This is a genomic window from Streptococcus parasalivarius, assembly GCF_054785155.1.
The window spans coordinates 96,346-117,507 of sequence record NZ_BAABOB010000003.1 but is presented as its reverse complement, the minus strand read 5'-3'; the positions used below and the strand labels follow the sequence as shown (position 1 = coordinate 117,507).

The 21,162-nt window shown below is 35.5% G+C and carries 19 protein-coding genes; 18 read left to right on the top strand and 1 reads right to left on the bottom strand.

Translation table 11 applies throughout. The features are described 5' to 3' along the window. Positions 1-60 precede the first annotated feature (60 nt). Positions 61-855: a transporter substrate-binding domain-containing protein gene (locus tag ACYVQ1_RS03980; protein ID WP_461249930.1), complete on the top strand. Its 795-nt coding sequence runs from the start codon at positions 61-63 to the stop codon at positions 853-855. A gap of 195 nt (positions 856-1,050) precedes the next feature. After that, entirely contained in the window at positions 1,051-1,227 is a 177-nt protein-coding gene (gene rpsU / locus ACYVQ1_RS03975) for a 30S ribosomal protein S21 (protein WP_002884573.1), read from the top strand. A 158-nt stretch (positions 1,228-1,385) separates the two neighbouring features. Here the strand turns inward: rpsU and mscL are convergent, their stop codons facing one another. Then, complete coding sequence (gene mscL / locus ACYVQ1_RS03970) at positions 1,386-1,766, bottom strand: large conductance mechanosensitive channel protein MscL (protein ID WP_151404455.1); 381 nt, start codon at positions 1,764-1,766, stop codon at positions 1,386-1,388. Positions 1,767-1,928: 162 nt separating this feature from the next. Between mscL and dnaG the strand changes: the two genes are divergently transcribed. The 16 genes from dnaG (at position 1,929) to ACYVQ1_RS03890 (ending at position 21,117) form a co-directional block, all read left to right on the top strand. Further along, positions 1,929-3,737, top strand: a complete 1,809-nt coding sequence (gene dnaG, locus ACYVQ1_RS03965; RefSeq protein WP_461249931.1) for a DNA primase — start codon at positions 1,929-1,931, stop codon at positions 3,735-3,737. A gap of 3 nt (positions 3,738-3,740) precedes the next feature. Then, positions 3,741-4,850, top strand: a complete 1,110-nt coding sequence (gene rpoD, locus ACYVQ1_RS03960; protein ID WP_002884252.1) for an RNA polymerase sigma factor RpoD — start codon at positions 3,741-3,743, stop codon at positions 4,848-4,850. A 53-nt stretch (positions 4,851-4,903) separates the two neighbouring features. Then, the gene (locus ACYVQ1_RS03955; RefSeq protein WP_002884757.1) at positions 4,904-5,239 is read left to right on the top strand and encodes a metal-sulfur cluster assembly factor; all 336 of its coding nucleotides are present in this window, start codon (positions 4,904-4,906) and stop codon (positions 5,237-5,239) included. Positions 5,240-5,249: 10 nt separating this feature from the next. Beyond that, the gene (locus tag ACYVQ1_RS03950) at positions 5,250-6,176 is read left to right on the top strand and encodes a glycosyltransferase family 2 protein (protein ID WP_461249932.1); all 927 of its coding nucleotides are present in this window, start codon (positions 5,250-5,252) and stop codon (positions 6,174-6,176) included. A gap of 3 nt (positions 6,177-6,179) precedes the next feature. Then, a complete protein-coding gene (locus tag ACYVQ1_RS03945) occupies positions 6,180-7,655 on the top strand; it encodes a glucosyltransferase domain-containing protein (RefSeq protein WP_461249933.1) in 1,476 nt (491 codons plus the stop codon). Positions 7,656-7,738: 83 nt separating this feature from the next. Then, positions 7,739-8,590: a dTDP-4-dehydrorhamnose reductase gene (gene rfbD, locus ACYVQ1_RS03940; RefSeq protein ID WP_021146239.1), complete on the top strand. Its 852-nt coding sequence runs from the start codon at positions 7,739-7,741 to the stop codon at positions 8,588-8,590. Positions 8,591-8,708: 118 nt separating this feature from the next. Beyond that, positions 8,709-9,962 (top strand): MATE family efflux transporter, encoded by a 1,254-nt coding sequence (locus tag ACYVQ1_RS03935; protein WP_461249934.1) that lies wholly within the window; start codon positions 8,709-8,711, stop codon positions 9,960-9,962. Between the two features lie 5 nt (positions 9,963-9,967). Next, positions 9,968-10,912: a glycosyltransferase family 2 protein gene (locus tag ACYVQ1_RS03930; protein ID WP_461249935.1), complete on the top strand. Its 945-nt coding sequence runs from the start codon at positions 9,968-9,970 to the stop codon at positions 10,910-10,912. Between the two features lie 17 nt (positions 10,913-10,929). Further along, the gene (locus ACYVQ1_RS03925; protein WP_461249936.1) at positions 10,930-11,898 is read left to right on the top strand and encodes a glycosyltransferase family 2 protein; all 969 of its coding nucleotides are present in this window, start codon (positions 10,930-10,932) and stop codon (positions 11,896-11,898) included. After that, complete coding sequence (locus tag ACYVQ1_RS03920; RefSeq protein ID WP_060971819.1) at positions 11,899-12,615, top strand: glycosyltransferase family 2 protein; 717 nt, start codon at positions 11,899-11,901, stop codon at positions 12,613-12,615. Continuing rightward, complete coding sequence (locus tag ACYVQ1_RS03915) at positions 12,615-12,968, top strand: DUF2304 domain-containing protein (RefSeq protein ID WP_003094173.1); 354 nt, start codon at positions 12,615-12,617, stop codon at positions 12,966-12,968. The genes ACYVQ1_RS03920 and ACYVQ1_RS03915 overlap by 1 nt, the downstream gene beginning before the upstream one ends. Continuing rightward, a complete protein-coding gene (locus ACYVQ1_RS03910; protein WP_461249937.1) occupies positions 12,961-13,737 on the top strand; it encodes a glycosyltransferase family 2 protein in 777 nt (258 codons plus the stop codon). Before ACYVQ1_RS03915 ends, ACYVQ1_RS03910 begins: the two co-directional genes overlap by 8 nt. A gap of 17 nt (positions 13,738-13,754) precedes the next feature. Then, on the top strand, positions 13,755-15,413 hold the full coding sequence (locus ACYVQ1_RS03905) for a hypothetical protein (RefSeq protein WP_461249938.1): 1,659 nt from the start codon (positions 13,755-13,757) through the stop codon (positions 15,411-15,413). Positions 15,414-15,620: 207 nt separating this feature from the next. After that, positions 15,621-18,572, top strand: a complete 2,952-nt coding sequence (locus tag ACYVQ1_RS03900) for a rhamnan synthesis F family protein (RefSeq protein ID WP_461249939.1) — start codon at positions 15,621-15,623, stop codon at positions 18,570-18,572. Next, positions 18,559-19,866: a DUF2142 domain-containing protein gene (locus ACYVQ1_RS03895; protein ID WP_461249940.1), complete on the top strand. Its 1,308-nt coding sequence runs from the start codon at positions 18,559-18,561 to the stop codon at positions 19,864-19,866. Before ACYVQ1_RS03900 ends, ACYVQ1_RS03895 begins: the two co-directional genes overlap by 14 nt. Before the next feature lie 3 nt (positions 19,867-19,869). Then, positions 19,870-21,117, top strand: a complete 1,248-nt coding sequence (locus tag ACYVQ1_RS03890; RefSeq protein ID WP_461249941.1) for a glycosyltransferase family 4 protein — start codon at positions 19,870-19,872, stop codon at positions 21,115-21,117. Positions 21,118-21,162: the final 45 nt, after the last annotated feature.

The window sequence follows — 21,162 nt, the reverse complement described above, 5'->3', positions numbered from 1 at the left end:
AATGCCACTAATTTTAAGTAAAATAAACAAGCAAAAATTATATTTATACAGGAGTTTCTTATGAAAAAACTTTTCCTCGGGGCGATGGCTCTCCTTGCTGCCGTAACTTTGGTAGCTTGTGGGTCAAAAAAAGACGCTTACGAATCTATTAAAGAAAATAAAAAACTTGTCGTGGCTGTCAGCCCAGACTATGCACCATTTGAGTTCAAAACATTGGTAGACGGTAAAGACCAAGTTGTCGGGTCAGACATCAAGTTGGCACAAGCTATTGCTGATGAACTTGGAGTTAAACTCGAAGTGACAACAATGAGCTTTGACAATGTCCTCTCTAGCCTTCAATCAGGTAAGGCTGATCTTGCTATCTCAGGTATCTCAGTAACAGCCGAACGTAAGAAAACCTTTGATTTCTCAGATCCTTACTACGAAACACAAAATGCTATCATCGTTCGTAAAGATCAAGAGTCTACTTACTCAAGTCTTGATGCTTTCAAAGGTAAGAAAGTAGCAGTTCAAAAAGGTACCATTGAAGAAGGTCTTGCTAAGAAACAATTGAAAGATTCAACAGTCGTATCACTTACAGCAATGGGTGAGGCGATTAACGAGGTGAAATCTGGTCAAGTTGATGCTGTTGACCTTGAAAAACCAGTAGCAGAAGGTTATGTGGCACAAAATTCAGATTTGACCTTGGCAAGTGTTGCCCTCAAAGTTGATGATGGTGATGCAAAAGCAGTCGCTATGGCTAAAGGCAACGACAAATTGAAAGAAGCAGTCAACAAAGTCATCAAGAAATTGAAAGCCAATGGTACTTACGACGAGTACATCAAGGATGCTTCTAAATATACAGCAGTTGAATAAATCAGTAGCTAGGGGAGATGACTCCTCTAGTTTTTTGTATAGGAAAAACCTTGGATAGTTTTTAGTAGACTTAGAAGTCAACTGTAATAGCAAAAATTCCCAAACTTAAAATATATTTCTTGACAGAAAAAGGCTAGTCTTGTATACTTGAATAGAACGTGTAAAATGTTACATTATCTTGAGGAGGTGAATTCAATGTCAAAAACAGTAGTACGTAAAAACGAATCACTTGACGACGCTCTTCGTCGTTTCAAACGTTCTGTGACTAAAGCTGGTACTCTTCAAGAGGCTCGTAAACGTGAACATTACGAAAAACCTTCTGTAAAACGTAAACGTAAATCAGAGGCAGCTCGCAAACGTAAAAAATTCTAATTAAGAATGAAATTAACAGAAAAAAGCTTGAGTATTCTCAAGTTTTTTTCTTTTCATCGAATAAATAAGTCAGTTAGTAGTTATGAGAAACAAAAAATAAGACGTCTGAGATTTCAGACGTCTTAAGTTTCATATGTCTTTAGTTGAACAAATAAAGATTATTTGTTTGCAAGAAGGTCGCGGATTTCAGTGAGCAATTCTTCTTGTGATGGACCTGCTGCTTCAGCAGCTTCCTCAGCTTCTTTTTTGGTAAGAGCTGTTGCTTTACCAGCAGCTTTAACAACGAAGAAGAGAGTAGTACCAACGATGATGAAGTTGATAACTGCGCTCAAGAAGCTACCGTATGCGATACCGTTCCATGACAATTTAGAGAGGTTCTCAACGTTAGCGGCCTTAACAACTGGGTTAAGGATAAGTGGTGTGATGATATCACCAACAAGTGAAGTGATGATGGCGTTGAAAGCAGCCCCCATAACAACGGCTACAGCAAGGTCAAGGACATTACCCTTGAACAAAAAGTCTTTAAGTTCTTTAATCATTTTGACAATGAATCCTTTCTTTTATTTACTTTTAATAGTTTATCTGATTTTGTAAATCTTGACAAGAGATTTGCTCATGAAAAATCGATTTTATTTTACTTTCATTTTTCATCATGTTATAATTAGGGGTAATGCAATTATGGTAAGATAGGGGGCGATTAGATGGTAATTGATAAAGCTTTAATAGAAGATATTAAGAGTAGTACCAATATCGTCGACGTGATTGGTGAAGTTGTCAGCCTTAATCGCGCAGGTCGTAATTACCTTGGCCTATGCCCCTTCCATAAGGAAAAAACTCCCTCATTCAACGTTATTGAGGATAGACAGTTTTACCATTGCTTTGGTTGTGGCAAGTCTGGCGATGTCTTCAAATTTTTAGAGGAATATCGTCAGATTTCTTTTCAAGAAAGTGTCAAGGTTCTGGCAGATCGGCTAGGTATCGCAGTTAGTATAGATGCGCCAAGGCAAGCCCAGCAGCAGAATTCTCCTAATCAAGCTTTCTATGATCTTCATGAGGATGCGCTGAAGTTTTATCACGCAGTCTTGATGACGACTAAGATAGGAGAAGCAGCGCGTGCCTACCTCTATGAACGTGGTATGACTGACGATTTACTTAAGACCTTCCAGATTGGTCTAGCCCCTGACGAACCAGATTACCTCTATCAGTCTGTATCAAAAAAATATGACGAAGAGGTACTGACAGAATCAGGTCTTTTTAATCTTTCTGAAAGTAATCGTCTTTTCGATACTTTTAAAAACCGAATCATGTTTCCGCTTAAAAATGAGTTTGGGAAGACCATCGGTTTTTCAGGGCGTGTTTGGACTAAGGAAGATATTGAAAAAGGACAAGCCAAGTACAAAAATACAAGGGCTACTCGTATTTTCAATAAGTCCTATGAACTCTACCACCTCGATCAGGCCAAGCCAGTGATTCAGAAGACCCATGAGGTCTATCTGATGGAAGGGTTCATGGATGTCATTGCGGCCTATAGGGCTGGGCATGTTAATGCTGTGGCTTCTATGGGGACTGCTTTGACTCCTGAGCATGTCAATCGCCTTCGTAAGTTAACCAAGAAAATTGTTCTTACCTATGATGGTGATAGGGCTGGGCAAAATGCGATTGCCAAGTCTCTTGAGCTTTTATCGGATTTTCAAGTAGATATTGTTAAAATTCCAGATAATATGGATCCTGATGAATATCTACAGAAAACATCTGAAGAGGCTTTGGGTAAACTCTTGGTCGAATCCCGCATTTCAGATGTGGAATTTTGGATAGGACAGCTCAAGCCTACCAATGTAGACAATCTTCAAGCAGAGATTGCCTATGTCGAGCAGATTGCTAAGATTATTGCTAAGTCGCCTTCTGTAACGGCACAAAATTCCTACATTTCTAAGGTGGCTGACCTTTTGCCAGATTTTGATTTTTTCCAAGTCGAGCAAGCGGTCAATAACGAACGATTGACTATGAGGAATCAGCAGACGGCTCAATTATCGGCTACTAGTAATAGTGCTTATGAGTCAGCATCAGGATTTAGAGGGACGGTCAAACTACCTTCTACACCTAAAATTACAGGTCTTCGTCGCGCGGAAAATCAACTCTTCCATCGCATGCTTAATCATCCTATGATTTTAAACGACTATCGTATGCGGGATGACTTTTTCTTCGAAACACCTGAGTTAGAGGAGCTCTATCATATTCTGAAGCAAGATGGTCAAATCGATACAGTGACCTTGTCTGTACTTTCTCAAGAGGTGCAAACAGCCTATTATCAGGTTTTAGAGGAGATTTTGCCACCTGAAACCAGTTTAGAGGAAGTCCAGGCTATTGAAGAGCGTAGAAATCATTTTTTGAGGGAACAGGACTTTCGTAAGCAAAGTAAACAAATAAGAGAATCAAGTAACCACGGTGATGTAGATGCAGCGGTAGAAGCGCTGCAAATGCTCATCGACCAAAAACGAGATATGGAGTAACACATGGCAAAGAAAAAACAAAATACAGCATTTAACGTTCAAGTCGCTGATTTCATTCGTAACCACAAAAAAGCAGGTACAGCAATTGATGATGAAGTCACAGAAAAACTAGTTATCCCATTTGTTCTAGATGCTGATGGGATTGATGACCTTTTGGAACGTTTGACAGACGGTGGGATCTCTATCACAGATAAGGACGGAAATCCTTCATCTAAATATGTTGTTGAAGCCCCAAAACCAGAAGAATTGACAGACGAGGAGCTTCTTGGTTCAAACTCAGCTAAGGTCAATGACCCTGTTCGTATGTACCTCAAAGAGATTGGGGTAGTTCCTCTCTTGAGTAACGAAGAGGAAAAAGAATTGGCTATCGCTGTTGAAAATGGTGACTTGGAAGCTAAACAACGTTTGGCAGAGGCCAACCTTCGTTTGGTAGTCTCAATCGCTAAACGTTATGTGGGACGTGGCATGCAGTTCTTGGACTTGATTCAAGAAGGTAACATGGGACTTATGAAAGCCGTTGATAAATTTGACTACTCTAAAGGTTTCAAATTCTCAACTTATGCGACATGGTGGATTCGTCAAGCAATCACTCGTGCCATCGCAGACCAAGCACGTACCATCCGTATCCCAGTTCACATGGTTGAAACTATCAATAAATTGGTCCGTGAACAACGTAACCTCTTGCAAGAGTTGGGCCAAGACCCAACACCTGAGCAAATCGCTGAACGTATGGATATGACTCCAGATAAGGTTCGTGAAATCCTTAAGATTGCTCAAGAGCCAGTTTCTCTTGAGACACCTATCGGTGAAGAAGATGATAGCCATTTGGGTGACTTTATCGAGGATGAAGTTATCGAAAATCCAGTAGATTACACAACTCGAGTGGTTCTTCGTGAACAATTGGATGAAGTGCTTGATACCCTTACAGACCGTGAAGAGAATGTTCTTCGTCTCCGTTTTGGTCTTGACGATGGGAAGATGCGTACTTTGGAAGATGTTGGTAAAGTCTTCAACGTTACTCGTGAACGTATTCGTCAGATTGAAGCTAAAGCCCTTCGTAAATTGCGCCACCCAAGTCGTAGTAAACAACTTAAAGACTTTATTGAAGACTAAGATAGTAAATGGAAGGGGCCTGATTATTAGGTCCTGATTTTGGAGGAAAAGCTATGTCTGAAGTAAAATACACTGAAGCAGAAATTGAAAAAATCAAAGACCGTATCTTGGAAGCCTTAGAAATGGTCATTGACCCAGAGTTGGGGATTGATATTGTCAACCTAGGCCTTATTTACGATATCCGTTTCCAACAAGACGGCTATACTGAAATCGACATGACCTTGACGACTATGGGCTGTCCTTTGGCAGATCTTTTGACAGACCAAATTTATGACGCTATGAAAGAAGTGCCTGAAGTCACTAAGACTGAGGTCAAGTTGGTCTGGACACCAGCATGGACTATCGAAAAGATGAGCCGTTATGCCCGTATCGCCCTAGGTATTCGTTAGGAGAAGGCTTATGAAAACACTGGCTATCGTTGTTCCTTGTTATAACGAGGAAGAGACCATCCATCCTTTTTTAGAGGCTTGTCAAGCAGTTGAACGACAAATGGCCAATCAGTTGACTTTCAACTATTATTTTGTCAATGACGGTTCAAAAGATCGCACCTTAGAGGTTTTGAGACAGGTTTCAAAACAATTTGAAAATGTCCACTATCTCTCTTTCTCTCGTAATTTTGGGAAGGAAGCAGGCTTACTTGCTGGACTTGAGGCAGCCCAAGGTGACTACGTCACAGTTATGGATGCCGATCTTCAGGATCCACCTGAACTTCTCATCGAGATGTACGCCAAAATTCAAGAAGGCTATGATGTTGTTGGAACACGACGTGCTGACCGCAAGGGTGAACCGCCGATCCGTTCATTCTTTGCCAAGGCCTTCTATTGGTTGATTAATAAGGTTTCTGACACGGAAATGGTCGATGGAGCGCGTGATTTTCGTTTGATGACTCGTCAGGTTGTTGATGCCATTCTCGAACTAAAAGAAGTGAATCGCTTTTCAAAAGGACTCTTTTCTTGGGTTGGCTTTGATGTGGCCTATGTCTCTTATGAAAATCGTGAACGTGTGGCAGGAGAAACCTCATGGTCTTTCTGGAGCCTATTGAGCTATTCACTTGATGGCTTTATCAACTTCTCCGAAGTACCGTTGAAGCTTGCCACATGGGCAGGAACCTTCTCATTCTTAATCTCTTTGGTTGGAATTGTCTTTGTCGTTATCCGAAAACTAACCATAGGTGGGAGTGTTGCAGGCTGGGCAAGTCTTGTCTCAATCATCCTCTTTATTGGAGGAATCCAACTCTTAGCCTTGGGTATCATCGGGAACTACATTTCAAAGATTTTCCTAGAAACCAAGAAACGACCGGTTTATATTGTTAAGGAGAAGGGCTAAAGAATGATTGAAGAGTTTTTAGGAGTGTTTCATAACTTAAAGGACTACATCAAGAGAAATAAATTTGTTTTATCTCTTATCTTAGGTGTTTATCTTTTAGTTAATATTAACATCAGTTTAGCTGAGTATCCCTACATTGATGATATAGGCCGTCAAATACTGGGTTATACTGGTTTTTCTGAGCATTACTCTAGATATGTAAGTGAGTTTTCAGCACGTCTTATTCAAGGTGGTGCTCATTTAACGGATCCTGGCCTGACAACCAATATTATCTCAGCTTTTATACTAACATTTGCAAGTACGATATTATTGTTTGTATTGTTTCCATCGAAAAAGGTTACTCCAGTTTTAGCCTTAGCCTCAACTGTAATTGGAATAAATCCTTGGTTTTTAGAGCCTCTGAGCTTTAGGTTTGACAACCCATTTATGTCACTGAGTATTTTAGTGTCAATTCTTCCTTTTATCTTTTGGGAGTCTAGAAAACTATTTAGTATATGTTCGGTTGTATGTATTTATCTTATGTGTAACTCATACCAAGCATCGTCAGGAATTTATATTCTCATGACACTAACACTTCTCTTTTTAGAAGTAGTTTACAGCGGTAAATTGAATATAAAGAGTTTAATCTGCTCAATTTTATCCTATGTTGGGGGTATGGTTTTATATAAAATACAAATTACTATCAAGCCACCAATTTTTGCTGACCAAGGAAAAATACCAAGTTTATTACATCTTCCTAGTATTATGCTTGCGAATGCTAAAGGGTATCTGAAAAATATTTATCTTCAAAGCTCGAAAGTTTGGATTCTGTTATTCCTAGTAATACTTATCTTATTAGTGTTTAATATAGTTAGTAGCAGTAAGCAAAAGAAAATTGTAGCGTTAGCTTTTACGTTTGCTTGGCTAGGTTTAGGAAGTATTTTAAGTTATGGAAGCTACTTAATACTTTCAGAACAATTTTATTTGTTGAGACCCAGATATGAATATGGATTGGGAATCTTTGCGTCCATTGTGTTAGTTATTTCTTTAGGAATAACCAATCGAAACCAGATTATTAATATTTTAAAATCTGTATTTTCTAGTTTACTCATTTTTTATTTCCTTGCTTTTTCATTTATTTATGTAAGCAATTTAAAGCAGCAGAATAATACATTTGAAGTACAAAGTGCTATGCTAGGAAATAGTTTGAATAAGTATTTAAATGATAAAAATAATGTGGTCAATATTAATCATTTTGTTGCTAATTCCCCTATTTATGAAAATGCGACCTCTGTCTATCCAATGATTAGTAGTTTAATTATGCCTAATACTAATGTTTCGTGGGATATGACTATGAGATTTAATGCAATCACAAAATTAAATGTTGATTTTAGACCATTTGATGCAACTACAGTAAATTCAGAGTATAAACAATTAGAAACAACCAAAATGTATAATGTTTATACCAAAGATAATGAACTTTTTGTTGTGATGAAATGATAAATTATATTTTATGAAAGCAGATTTTTTCTGCTTTTTTTGTTAAAATGAAACTGATATTATTGAATTACGAGGAGAAAAATATGATTCTAGTAACAGGTGCAAATGGCCAACTCGGAACTGAGCTTCGTCATCTTCTTGACGAACGTAATGAAGAGTATGTAGCAGTAGATGTGGCAGAAATGGACATCACAGATGCTGACAAAGTAGATGAAGTTTTTGCGGAAGTAAAACCAACCTTGGTATATCACTGTGCTGCTTACACAGCTGTTGATGCTGCTGAGGATGAAGGTAAAGAACTTGACTATGCAATTAATGTGACTGGTACTGAAAATGTCGCTAAGGCTGCTGAAAAACATGGGGCAACGCTGGTTTATATTTCAACAGACTACGTTTTTGATGGTGAAAAACCAGTCGGTCAAGAGTGGGAAGTTGATGACAAACCAGATCCACAGACAGAGTATGGTCGTACAAAACGTATGGGTGAAGAGCTAGTCGAAAAACATGTGTCAAACTACTACATTATCCGTACTGCTTGGGTGTTCGGTAACTATGGTAAGAACTTTGTCTTCACTATGCAAAACCTTGCTAAGACTCACAAGACACTTACAGTTGTTAATGACCAACACGGTCGTCCAACTTGGACACGTACTTTGGCTGAGTTTATGACTTATTTGGCTGAAAACCGTAAGGAATATGGTTACTATCACTTGTCAAATGATGCAGCAGAAGATACAACTTGGTATGACTTTGCGGTTGAAATCCTTAAAGATACTGATGTTGAAGTGAAACCTGTTGATTCAAGCCAATTCCCAGCTAAAGCTAAACGTCCACTTAACTCAACAATGAGTTTGGCTAAGGCTAAGGCTACAGGGTTTGTCATCCCAACATGGCAAGATGCTTTGAAAGAGTTTTACAAACAAGAAGTGAAATAAGAATACTTAATGAGCTTTTTAAGTTAAAAGAGAGAACGTGTGTCATGCTGTTCTCTCTTTTTTCATTGAGAATATGATATAATTAATGGAATATAGTTATCGAAAGAGAGTGAAATAATTGAAAAAAGTGACTGCCCAAAAGGTATTTTTCTGGAATATTTTAGGAAGTATGTCTTCAGCTGCTGTTTCAGTTATACTTCTTTTTATTGTTACACGTGCTTTAAATAGTGCTTCAGCGGATACCTATAGTTTTGCCTATGCGATTGCGAATCTCTTTGTTATTGTAGCAAGTTTTCAAGTTAGAGATTTCCAAGCAACAGATATAAGAGAGAAGTATTCTTTTGATACTTATTTCGTAACAAGGATTATTTCAAACGTTGCAATGGTTCTTCTTTTAGTGACGTATTTAATTTTTAATACTAATACTCACTCAAATATAGGGATAATTTTTTGGGTATCTTTTTTCCGTGTTAGTGAAGCTTTATCGGATGTTTTTCAAGGATTATTTCAACAGAAGGAACGTTTGGATATTGCCGGGAAATCACTGTTTTTGAGAAATACTATTTCAACAATTGTATTTGCTTTAACTCTAGTCATCTCAAAAAATCTATTGTGGTCCGTGATTTCACAAACTATTAGTTCATTTGTTTTTATTGCTCTATTCGATTACCCTCATTCAAAGTTCTTCCATCGCTTAAATCTTATGAGTGTTAAGTCGAGTAATATTATCAATGTATTGAAAGATTGCTTACCTTTATTTATTAATGCTTTTTTGTTGGTCTCAATTTATAATCAGCCTAAGTATGCTTTGAATGATATTTTTAATAAAGGTTTGATTGGAAATGGTGTTCAGCGCGATTTTAGTATTTTATTTACACCAATTTTTGCAATGAATCTTATGATTGTATTTCTTAGACCGATGATTACGCAACTTGCAGTCTTTTTAGAAGAAAAGAAGATTTCTCATTTTGTCACTTACAAGAATAATCTCTTCAAGATTTTATTTGAAACTTGTACATTAATATTTCTAATTGGTGCTTTTATAGCCATTCCAGCTTTGGATATTGTATATGGGACTAACCTTAAACAGTATCAGACTAGTTTTGTTGTTTTGTTGCTTGGAGGAATTGCAAGTACTTTTTCAACTGTATGTGATAACATTTTGACAATATTTAGGAAACAACATTTTTTAGTTATTTCCTTTATTGTAGGCTATATTGTGTCAATCTTAACTGCCAAGCCTCTAGTGTCGAAATTTGAAATTTTTGGAGCCTCATTATCATTTCTTTGTGCGATGATAGCATGGCTACTTGCTTCTCTAGTAATTTATTTTGTAACAAATCCATATACAATCTTTAGAAGGAAAAAATAATTGACATGAAATTTTCTATCATTATTCCAGCATATAATGTGGCAGATTATTTAGAAAACTGTGTAGAGAGTATCCTTAAACAAACATATGATAATTATGAAGTTATAATTGTAAATGATGGTTCAACAGATGAGACAGGTAAAATAGCTGATGATTTGTCATTACAATTTAAACAAATTAATGTAATTCACCAATCTAATGGAGGTGCTTCAAAAGCTCGTAATACAGGGATGAAAGAAGTTGTTGGTGATTATATTTTATTTTTAGATGGTGATGATTTTTGGAGTGATATCTACTTTTTAGATAAGGTTGCTAGTGAACTAAATAAGCAACTAGTAGATGTTGTTATTTTTGGTTATAGTTATTACTATGATAATGAAATTAAAGAGATTCCAGTTTCTCGTTTAAACGACTTAATCGAAGCTACTAATTTTGGATTATTCAATGGTCCTAATTGGAATAAGTGTATTTCTAAGGAATTAATTAATAAAGAGTTAAGTTTTCCTGAAGATTTGGTCTCTGAAGATAGTTTGTACTGTTCATCAATAATGAAGATGATGGAAAGTTTTTCTGTAATTAATAGCACTCAGTACATGTATCGTCAGAACAGAGTTGGAAGTTTAACAAATGTAGTGAAAGAAAGAAATGTATTAGATACTCTTAAGGGAATTAGTAGAGGTTTATCTGATGAGAAGTCATTATCTGAAGTTAAACGTAAAGCCCTAAACACCTATTTTACAATTTCCTATATTTCAATTCTTCCTTACGCTAGGCCATATTTATTTAACCAAGAAATACGTGATTTGTTAATTCAATATAAGTATTTGTTGAGAAATTCAAGTCATATAAACAACAAATCATTTAAAATGACAGGTATCTTTGCTTCGATTTTGGGAATTAATATCTCAACAAGGTTATTTTCTCACCTTCTGAAATTTTATAAAAAATAATAGATAGAAAGTATAATATGTCTAATCCAACCGTTTCAGTCATAATTCCTGTATATAACGCACAAGAGGGAATTAAACAATGCCTGGATTCTCTTCTAAATCAATCATTTACAGATTTTGAGATTATTCTGTTAAATGATGGCTCTACAGATAATAGTTTAGAAGTTATTAAAAAGTATGCAGCTGATAATGATTTTATCCGAGTAATTGATAAAGAAAACGAGGGAGTTGCTAAAACCAGAAATAAGGGTATACAACTTGCTAATGGAAAGTACATTGTATTTATCGATAATGACGATTTTGTTGATTCAGATTATTTAGAGCGTTTTTATAATGAAATAGATCAAGAACAACTAGATATTGTTCTTGGTGGTTATAAGCGTGTTAATCAGGAAATGAAGACGCTTTTTAAACAAGATTTAACACAATCTGAATGGTCTAAGTATATAGTCGTTGCACCTTGGGCACGTATTTATCGAACTTCGTTTTTAACAGATAATAATATCCAGTTCTTTGATTATCCAATAGGTGAAGATGTTATCTTCACTTTGACTGCTTACAATCTAACAGAAAGAATTAAAATAATTGATTATAATGGCTATAATTGGTTTTTTAATGAGAAGAGTATATCAAACACATCTCAAAGAGGGTTTAATCCGAATATAGATATTGTGTATTTCTTGAGTCACTTGCTTCAAGTTGCTGGTGATTCAAAATATATTCGCTATTTTATTAAACGATATTACATATGGTACTTACTCTTTTCTGGAAGAGCAGCTTCAAGTTCATCGTTTATGGATCAATATAAAAGAATTAAGCAATGGATTTCTAAAGAAAATCTTGATTCAAATTTAACACCATTATCATCTGAGATAACTGGAGAAAGAATTCAAACAGTTATTTCTGTAATGGCTTTTAGAACTTTGGAACGCTTAAGATTAGTTTCACTGTTTTCGAGATTTTACTGTAAAGGAAAGGAGAAGTAGTTGAGAGTTTTAATGATAATTCCTGCCTACAATGAGGAGGAAAGTATTTTCGACACGGTAACGAGTATCTTGAATTACCGCAAGAAAGTTGATTTTGATTTGGACTATGTTGTTATCAATGATGGATCAACTGATAAGACAAAACAGATTCTGGAAGATAATCATTTTAATGCGGTTAATCTCGTGATGAATCTTGGAATTGGCGGTGCAGTTCAAACAGGATATAAATATGCACTAGAGCATGACTATGATGTAGCAGTTCAATTTGATGGCGATGGCCAGCATGATATTGAATCCTTGTCAGATTTGCTAGAACCAATTCGAAAAAATGAAGCAGACCTAGTTATTGGTTCTCGCTTTGTTGGTGATGTTAAGTCTGAATTTCAAACAACTTTTATGAGACGCTTCGGAATTAGTGTTATTTCCAACCTTATCAAATGGACAACTGGACAAAGAGTTTTAGATACAACTTCGGGGTACCGTTTGGCTGATAAAGATGTTATTAAACAGTTCGCTAAGCGTTATCCAATCAAGTATCCAGAACCAGAAACTATTGTTCATATTTTGAAACGTAAATATCGAGTTGTTGAACGACCAGCAAATATGTTTGAACGTACTGGTGGTGTTTCTTCCATTACGCCAATTAAATCGATTCGATATATGCTTGAAGTGTGTTCGTCGATTGTTATTGCAGCCTTTATGAGGGAGAGTGAATAATGTCAGTTTTATCTATTGTGATGTTGGTAGCTTCCATCTTTTTCCTTTATCTAGTCATTAGAAATATCAATAAGAACAATATCTTATTTGAACAGGCCTTCATGTGGATTGTCATCAGTCTGGTAATGATTGTTATTTCGATTTTTGATGTTATTCCAGTTTATTTTGCAGGATTACTTGGATTTGAACTGACTTCGAATTTTTTGCTGTCGCTTGCTATCTTTTTCTTATTGGTCATCGCTTTCCTACAAACCATGACTTTATCGAAACAAAAAGAGCAGATTAAACATTTAGTTCAGGAATTATCTATTCTAAAAAGTCATGTAGAAGAGAAAGAGGAAAAGAATGAATGATAATCATACTTGGGTAATTTGCGCTTATGGAGAAAGTGATTATCTTGAAGCCTGTATTCAATCTTTGAAAAATCAAACTCTTTATTCTCAAATTATCTGTTATAGTTCAACGCCACTTGATTCGATTAAGGAACTTTGCCATCGTTATGATATCCCATTTTATACGAAACAAGGTGGGGGGATTGGTAAGGATTGGAATAATGCCATTTCTTTTGTAGGAACAAAATATGCTACTATCGCCCATCAGGACGACTACTATGAGCCAAGATATGCAGAAAAAGTATTGGCCAAGATGGAAAAAACTAGTGATGTTCTAATCGGATATTCTGATTATTTTGAAGAAAAAAATGGTCTTAAGATCCCTGCAAATACAAACCTCAAGATTAAAACCTTGATGCTAAAAACAATGAATCTTTTTCCTAGTAGTCATTTTTGGCGTAACCGCGTAATGGCCTTTGGTAATCCAATTTGTTGTCCAGCTGTCACCTATAACCTTGAAAAATTGAAGAATTTCTATTTTGATGAGGGAATGAAGGTCAGCCTTGATTGGTATGCTTGGTATAAGATTAGTGAATACAAGGGACGTTTTGTTTATGTGTCAGATAAGCTAATGTGTCACCGAATTCATGAGGAATCTGAGACTTCTAAGACTATTGCTGATAATACTCGTAGTAAAGAAGATTTGTATATGTACCAACTCTTTTGGCCAAAATGGATAGCAAATATTCTTATGAAACAGTATGTAAAAAGTCAGAAGACGAATAATTGATGGAGAAATAAAAATAGATGAAAAATAATATCTTTAATAGAGTCAAACCTTATTTGATCATGATAGTATTTTCACTCATTTTTCTTTTTCCTTTTTTGTTTTCAAAAGGAAGTTTATATGGTGATGATTTACATTTTCATTTGGATAGAATGTTAGGTTTATCAAATATTTTTGATAGCCCAATTAATTTTAAAACATTCTACAATAGTGGTCAGGGAATTAATTTCTTTTACCCATTTTTAATCTACTATCCTTTTTATATAATTTTTAGTTTTGTTCATAGTATATGGTTTGCGTGGTACTTTTATCTGTTTATCATAACATTTATAACACTATCTATTTCTTTTTTCTCAGCAACTAGTGTTTCAAAATCAAAAATTGTTGGTTACTTATTTGCAATTATATATACATTTAGTACATATCGTAGTTATAATATTCTAATTAGGTTTGCCACGGGTGAAATTTTAGCCATGGCGTTTTTACCCTTGATATTTGCTGGTGCATACCAAGTTTTTAAAGGTGATTATAGAAAATGGCCAATGTTGTCTATTGGTATGACATTGCTAGTCTACTCTCATTTATTATCTGTTTTTATAGCTACCTTATTACTTACGATTTACTTTTTGATATTTTTGATTTGTGCTGATGAAAGAAAAAAGCGAATAATGGCTCTTATTAATGCAGTATTATCTTGTACTTTGATGTCATTATTTCAAATAGTTCCACTGATTGAACAAATACTATTTACAAAGTTATCATCACCAGTTACTTTTCCATTAAATAATCAACTATTTAATTTTAAACAGTTGATTATGGTTAACTTAGTCAATCAACTAGATAAGCAAGTTGGGTTTGTTCTTTTTATTTCTGTAGTAGTTATATGTCTCAGATTACGATATATAGAAAAAATGTGGCGTATTCTTTTTGTAATTAGCTTATGCTTACTATTAGCCACTACTTGTTTAGTGAATTGGGAGAAATTCCCTTTAGATTTGCTTAAAGTAATACAATTTCCGTGGCGTTTAAATGGCTTTACAACAATATTTTTATCTTATCTGTTAGCCGTTGTTCTTTTAAATTTAAAGAAATATATTCATGTTTCATTCATGATTCTAGCTATATTTATGAATACTGTTAGTGTGATGAGGACATGTAATCTTCTTACTGAAGAGCCGGTTAAAGTTGCTTTTAGAGAATTATCAGAGAGAAATGATTATTATAAATTAACACATTCTGTGTTTGTTCCGGATTATACAAATGAAATAAGTAAAGGAACTAAGACAAATATTATTCCCGATGATCCAAGGTGGAGAGTTGTCCAACATGAAGTCTATTTAGACAAACAGTTGGTTAATAGTGTACAGAGTAGTTATTCAGCTAGTGCTGCTACCTTCCAGTTTACTAATAGTCATAACAAATCAGAAATAGCTTACCTTCCAGTTTATTTTTATAAAGGTCAAAAAGTATATTTAGATGGTAAAAAAGTAGTGAGCTCGTTAAGTGAATGGTCTTCAACTGCCGTAGCAGTTCCACCAGGAACTCATATATTAAAAGTGACTTATTCTTATACTTTGTTAGCTAAACTTTCATTTACTATTTCGCTATTTTCAACTTTTATATTTCTGTTAATTTATATAAGAACTAAAACAGAAAATAACTATTGTATAAATGAATAACACAGAAAATCAGTAAAAAGCAGAATTGTATTCTGCTTTTTTTGTTACTCAATAGCAAGAGGACTTTTTCTTTTTTGTATAAACTATAGTATAATTAAGGTGGTATGCACTTTCAAAGATTACTACTTTAGTCAATCTTTGAAGCTTAGTAATATTAGTAATTTTCAGGTACTAATTGATATTTTGTTAAACAAAATGGATGGAAAAATGAATAATTTAATCTCAGTGGTTGTGACTTGTTACAATCATGAAAAGTATATTGAGCAGTGTCTGCGAAGTGTTTTTAATCAGACCTATACTAATATCGAATTAATCGTTTTGGATGATGGTTCGACGGATAGTTCAACTCAAATTATCCAAGAGGTTTTGAAGGATTCACCTTGTGAGACGAGATTTGAAACTCATGAAAATCTTGGGGTAGTAGAGAATCGAAATTTTGGACTCGAGCTTATTAGAGGTGACTATTTGCTATTTGTAGATAGTGATAACTACCTCGATGCGGATTATGTGGAACAGTTGTACAGTAAGTTGACGGAAACAAATGCTGATATTGCGTACTGTGATCTTTTTAATCCAGAAAAAGAAGAGTTCTACCTTAAAAGCCGTGAATTTGACCTAACTGCCTTTCTAAATGCTAGTTTTATTGATAACTGTTCTTTGATTCGTAGAAGTATTATTGGAAATGCTCGTTATGATGAGATGTTAAATCGTAAAAAGCTTGAAGATTATGACTTTTTATTGAACTTAATCATTAATAACGGTGCTAAAGCGGTATATCAACCAAGCACTAAGCTTAATTATCGTGTCTTTGAAACAGGATCAATTTCTGGACGTGACTCCGTTCGCTACCATTATGAAATCTATCTTGACATTCTTGAGAAGTACCTTGATAAGCTTCCTCATGAAATTTACAAGGCAGTTTGTGAGAACCTCATGGTTTTGGAAGAGCGGTTGGACAGCTTGCTTAAACATCACGATGATGTGACAGACTATGTTAATCGCTTGAAAAAAGAACGTGATCAACTTGAACGAAGAAAGTATACACAATCTAAGCAATTGAAGGATGCCCATAAAGAAATGGAGCTTATCCGAGGTTCACTGTCATATCGTTTAGGTAATGCCCTTATCACACCTATAAAGACAGTAGGAGTCATTGCTAAGAATCCAAAAGCGATTAAAAATTATTTGAGAGCTTTAAAAGTCAAAGTGATACAGTTACGTCGTCGAATGACACCTCTTAAGGTTCGCCAGTTACGACGTCTTAGAAACAGTCAACGTTCCGCCTTGTCACATAATGGTAAGAAAGCGTTGGTTTATGTTATTTTTGAGTCTGAAGCTCGTCTTCAAGAATACAAATTACGTTTCTTACAAGCCTTGGCTCCATTGGTAGATGATGTTATTGTCGTTGTCAATGGACAGCTTCACGATGATGATATTAATACCCTTGAGGCCTACGGTAAGGTTTTGACTCGTGATAACAAGGGATATGATACTGCGGCCTTTAGAGAAGGGATTTTTGCCTTTGGTAAAGACAAGCTTAAAGATTACGACCAGCTCCTCTTGGTGAATGATACTAACATTGGTCCAATGAGAGATTTGTCTCAAGTATTCCAGGAAATGACCGATAAGCAACTAGATTTCTGGGGCATTTCCTTTGGAGAAGAGCAAGAAGATGTTACTAAAGAGAATCCTTATGGCTACATTCCTAAGCATCTTCAATCTTATTTCCTAGTTATTGAAAAGCTCATGCTAAACGATGATGACTTTTATGAGTACTGGACACACTTGACGGATACAGATTCTCGTGATAAAGCTATTGGTCGACATGAGACACGTTTTACCAAGCATTTTGCTGATTTAGGTTATCGTTATGATGCGGTTGTGCAAGAATACGAAGATTCTGCCATGTATATCCACCCGCTTAAGATGCTCAAAGCAGGTAGTCCTTTGGTGAAATACACGGCTCTGAAAAATTATGATGAAGACCAGTTCTTGTGGCAAGGTCTGGATCGTGATTCAGAAGTCCCTGACTTGTTAGAGTTTGTTGCAGAAGAAACGGATTACCCAGTGTCAATTCTGGAAGATATCGTGAACAAGTTTAAGGCTGTTCCACGTGATCAATATATTCTATTGATTGATGGGGTTGAAAATATTATTCCGCAATGTACCCGTTATCGTGTCTTGAACAAGGCAGAGCAATTACGTAAGCATGGTTTTGCAGTCAAAGTTGTTAATCTATCTGATTTCCAACTATCGATGGCTCAAAACGCTAGTCACATCATTATCTACCGTTCACCAATCTCACCTGAACTTTTGCGTCTATGTCATTTGGCAAAAGAATATGGAAAACCTGTCTTTTTTGATATTGATGACTTAGTCTTTGATACGGTTTATACAGACCAATTAAGTTATACGAAAGGGTTGAATTCGGTTGAAAAAGGAAACTATGATGCAGGTGTTCGAAATTACGGCTATATGCTAGAAAATTGTGATGGTGCTATTACTTCGACTAACCAATTGCAGGAGGAGTTGTATAAGTATCAAAGTAAGGTTTTACTTAATCGCAACTTGGCTTCTGATGACTTAATCGCTATTAGTAGTCAATATATCAAAGATTACTCTCAAACATCTGACATTGTTAAGATTGGTTATTTCTCTGGTTCAATCAGTCATAATGAGAATTTCGAATTGATTAAACCAGCTATTAAGCAACTGCTTACAAAATACAGCAATGTACAATTACATATTGTCGGGATTCTTGATATTCCGGAAGATATGAAGCCCTTTGAAAATCAAATTGTAACTCACGATTATGTGGACTGGGATAAACTGCCTGCCTTGATTAGCGAGGTTGATATTAACCTGGCACCGCTTGTGGATTCTATCTTTAATCGTGCGAAATCTGAGATTAAATGGATTGAAGCTGCCTTGGTGAAGGTACCAACAGTAGCAAGTAAGATAGGAGCCTTCTCAGATGCAGTTGTTGATGGTGAAACAGGATTGTTAGCTACTGACGAACAGTGGTTCGACAAGCTAGAAACCTTAGTGTTATCTCCAGAATTAAGACAGAAAATAGCAGAAGCTGCTTATCGGGCTGTTCTTGAAAATTGTACCTTAAGCAAGAAAGATGATATGGTGACTTATTTTGAACAGAATTAAACAAATAAAAGTTGAAAATTTATTTTTCATTTTAGCGACGATTTTTATATTCTCATTTATGTTTGTATTTCCAATTAATCGTGTGCCAGATGAAACAAACCACGCGCGTATGACTTGGGAGACCTTCCATAAACCAACTGAGACATCATTTAAGTGGATGGATGAGATTCCAAGTAATGATAAGGTTAAGTTAGCGGAATATAAACAGATTTTTGCTCAAAAAATTGATATGAGTAAGGAACCCTTTCAATTTGGTGTGAGCTTAAAAACAATCTCCTTTATTCCACAGTTGATAGGGATGACGATTGGAAGTTGGATTAGTCCCACAGTTGGGATGATCATCTATATGGGGCGTATCTTTAATGCACTGGCTTATATATTAGGGATTTACTTTTTAATACGTTATTTCAAGTATGGAAAGACTGCCTTAATGTTTATTTCACTTTTACCTATTATGGTTCAGCAAGCTTCATCACTTTCTTATGATGTGATGAACTACTTGGAAGTGATGTTGGCTCTTGGTTTTATCACTAATCTTGCCTATTCTAAACATTTTACCAATCGTAATATTATCCAGGTGATAGGTCTAGCAATATTGCTTCTAGCAACCAAGCCAAATAATGTTTTATTGTTGGGATTGATTCCGTTTGTGCCTTTTGAGTTTGAAGGTGTCTTAGCCTTTCTAAATCGTCCAGTGCAAGCTATTAAGACCTTTATTTCAAAATATAAAGCAGTCTTCTATCTTCTCTTTGTTGTAGGACTTGTAGTGGTTCTTCAATTCTTAATGAGGAATCAAGGTGGTCTTCGTCATTATGGAGAAGTTTTGCGTAATACACTCTTTAATCCTGAGTTGAATGACAATTTGAATGGTATCTTGTCACTTGGAATGTTCGGTTATCTTGGTAACCTTACTTTACAAATGCCAGTTTGGTTAATCTTTATTGATATCGTAGTTCTTACTATTTTATTCCTATCAAGTAAGAAAGATTTCTTTACAAAAGACTTTGCTAATGCGTCTTGGATTCTCTTCCTACTAGAGGTTCTAGCTGCTGTAACTGTAATGTATATGCAGTGGACACCAGTTGTTCTTGGACAGGGAGCTAATATATCAGTTGGTGCTCAAGGACGTTATTTTACGCCATTTATCATTCTCTTGTTACCGTTAATTGCTAATACAGCTAAAGTTGATTTAGCTCAACAGAAAAGATTGAAGATAGTAACTATTACTTTGATTGCAAACTTCCTAGTTGCTATGTATTTGATTCTTTTCCATTACTGGGGGGTATTTGCATAATTTATGACTAAGACAATTTTATTTATATCTCCGACGGGGACTCTGGATAATGGTGCCGAAATTTCGATAGTCAATCTTATGAAATTTCTAGTGAAAAAAGGTTATCGTGTATTAAACGTTTTTCCTGATTACAAGGTGCCATCTCAAGAGGTGTATCAAGCAGAACTTCAGAAAGTAGGGATTAAAACCTATGGTCTTTCAGCTGTTAAATGGTGGTGGGAAGAAGCACCGGGTGGTTCTCCAGGAAATCATTTTTTGCGAGTGAAGTCATATAATAAGAATGTCAAAGATATTCGAAATATTATTGTAGATAACAACGTAGACCTTGTTATTAGTAATACAGTCAATGTTTTTCAAGGTGCACTTGCTGCAACTTTTGAGAATGTCAGACATTTTTGGTTGATTCATGAATTTCCTGAGGGAGAATTTGGTTACTATAAAGAAAAAATTGACTTTATAGACAAGTTTTCTGATGAGATTTTTGCTGTCACAGGAGCTTTGACCGAGGATTTAGAAAAGTGTTTTCCAAATAGGAAGATTTGTTCCTTTGCACCTTATACTCAAATTGAACTGAAAGAAGGGGGAAGAACTGAATCTAATGACCAACATCGTATCGTTTCAGTTGGACGCTTGACTCAGAGAAAGAATCAGCTTGAGTTAATAAAAGCTTTTCAGATGCTTGATCTAGCAGGAACTGAACTTGTATTTTTAGGTGCATGGGATGAGGATTATAAACAACTCTGTGATGATTATATCGCAGAGCACGATATGAAAAATGTTTCATTTTTGGGATATTTAGATGATCCTTGGTCAGAGATTACTGATAAGGATTTAGCTGTTTTCCCATCTAGTATGGAAACGTTTGGTCTCGTTTATGTTGAATCTGTTTTAAATGGTATTCCAACGATTTTATCAGATAATGCGGGACATAAATCAGCCTTCGAGTATATGAATGAGCAAGGTCATATCTACCCTTTGGGTGACTTGGATACCTTAACTAGCATGATTTCAGAGGTCCTTGGTGAATTTGACCAAGAGAAACTTGAAGCAGTAAAAGCTGTTCCAAGTTTAAAAGAGAGATACTCTCTAGAGAGTGTCTATGCTAATATTACTGAAAAACTTGAGGATGATGAATTGCGTTATAAGAAAGTAAATCAGAAAGATGTAGATTTTCTCAACAGCCGAAAAGCACTAACGAAGAGTGTGAAATCTGCTGTGAAAAAATTATTTCAGCTTAAAAAGATGAATTAAGGTAAAATCTCGTTATCTATGATTAAGAATGAAAAGGCCATTTTC

Coding starts and splice junctions, on each gene's coding strand:
- ACYVQ1_RS03980 (WP_461249930.1), top strand. CDS start 61: ATGAAAAAACTTTTCCTCGGGGCGATGGCTCTCCTTGCTGCCGTAACT.
- rpsU (WP_002884573.1), top strand. CDS start 1,051: ATGTCAAAAACAGTAGTACGTAAAAACGAATCACTTGACGACGCTCTT.
- mscL (WP_151404455.1), bottom strand. CDS start 1,766: ATGATTAAAGAACTTAAAGACTTTTTGTTCAAGGGTAATGTCCTTGAC.
- dnaG (WP_461249931.1), top strand. CDS start 1,929: ATGGTAATTGATAAAGCTTTAATAGAAGATATTAAGAGTAGTACCAAT.
- rpoD (WP_002884252.1), top strand. CDS start 3,741: ATGGCAAAGAAAAAACAAAATACAGCATTTAACGTTCAAGTCGCTGAT.
- ACYVQ1_RS03955 (WP_002884757.1), top strand. CDS start 4,904: ATGTCTGAAGTAAAATACACTGAAGCAGAAATTGAAAAAATCAAAGAC.
- ACYVQ1_RS03950 (WP_461249932.1), top strand. CDS start 5,250: ATGAAAACACTGGCTATCGTTGTTCCTTGTTATAACGAGGAAGAGACC.
- ACYVQ1_RS03945 (WP_461249933.1), top strand. CDS start 6,180: ATGATTGAAGAGTTTTTAGGAGTGTTTCATAACTTAAAGGACTACATC.
- rfbD (WP_021146239.1), top strand. CDS start 7,739: ATGATTCTAGTAACAGGTGCAAATGGCCAACTCGGAACTGAGCTTCGT.
- ACYVQ1_RS03930 (WP_461249935.1), top strand. CDS start 9,968: ATGAAATTTTCTATCATTATTCCAGCATATAATGTGGCAGATTATTTA.
- ACYVQ1_RS03925 (WP_461249936.1), top strand. CDS start 10,930: ATGTCTAATCCAACCGTTTCAGTCATAATTCCTGTATATAACGCACAA.
- ACYVQ1_RS03915 (WP_003094173.1), top strand. CDS start 12,615: ATGTCAGTTTTATCTATTGTGATGTTGGTAGCTTCCATCTTTTTCCTT.
- ACYVQ1_RS03910 (WP_461249937.1), top strand. CDS start 12,961: ATGAATGATAATCATACTTGGGTAATTTGCGCTTATGGAGAAAGTGAT.
- ACYVQ1_RS03905 (WP_461249938.1), top strand. CDS start 13,755: ATGAAAAATAATATCTTTAATAGAGTCAAACCTTATTTGATCATGATA.
- ACYVQ1_RS03900 (WP_461249939.1), top strand. CDS start 15,621: ATGAATAATTTAATCTCAGTGGTTGTGACTTGTTACAATCATGAAAAG.
- ACYVQ1_RS03890 (WP_461249941.1), top strand. CDS start 19,870: ATGACTAAGACAATTTTATTTATATCTCCGACGGGGACTCTGGATAAT.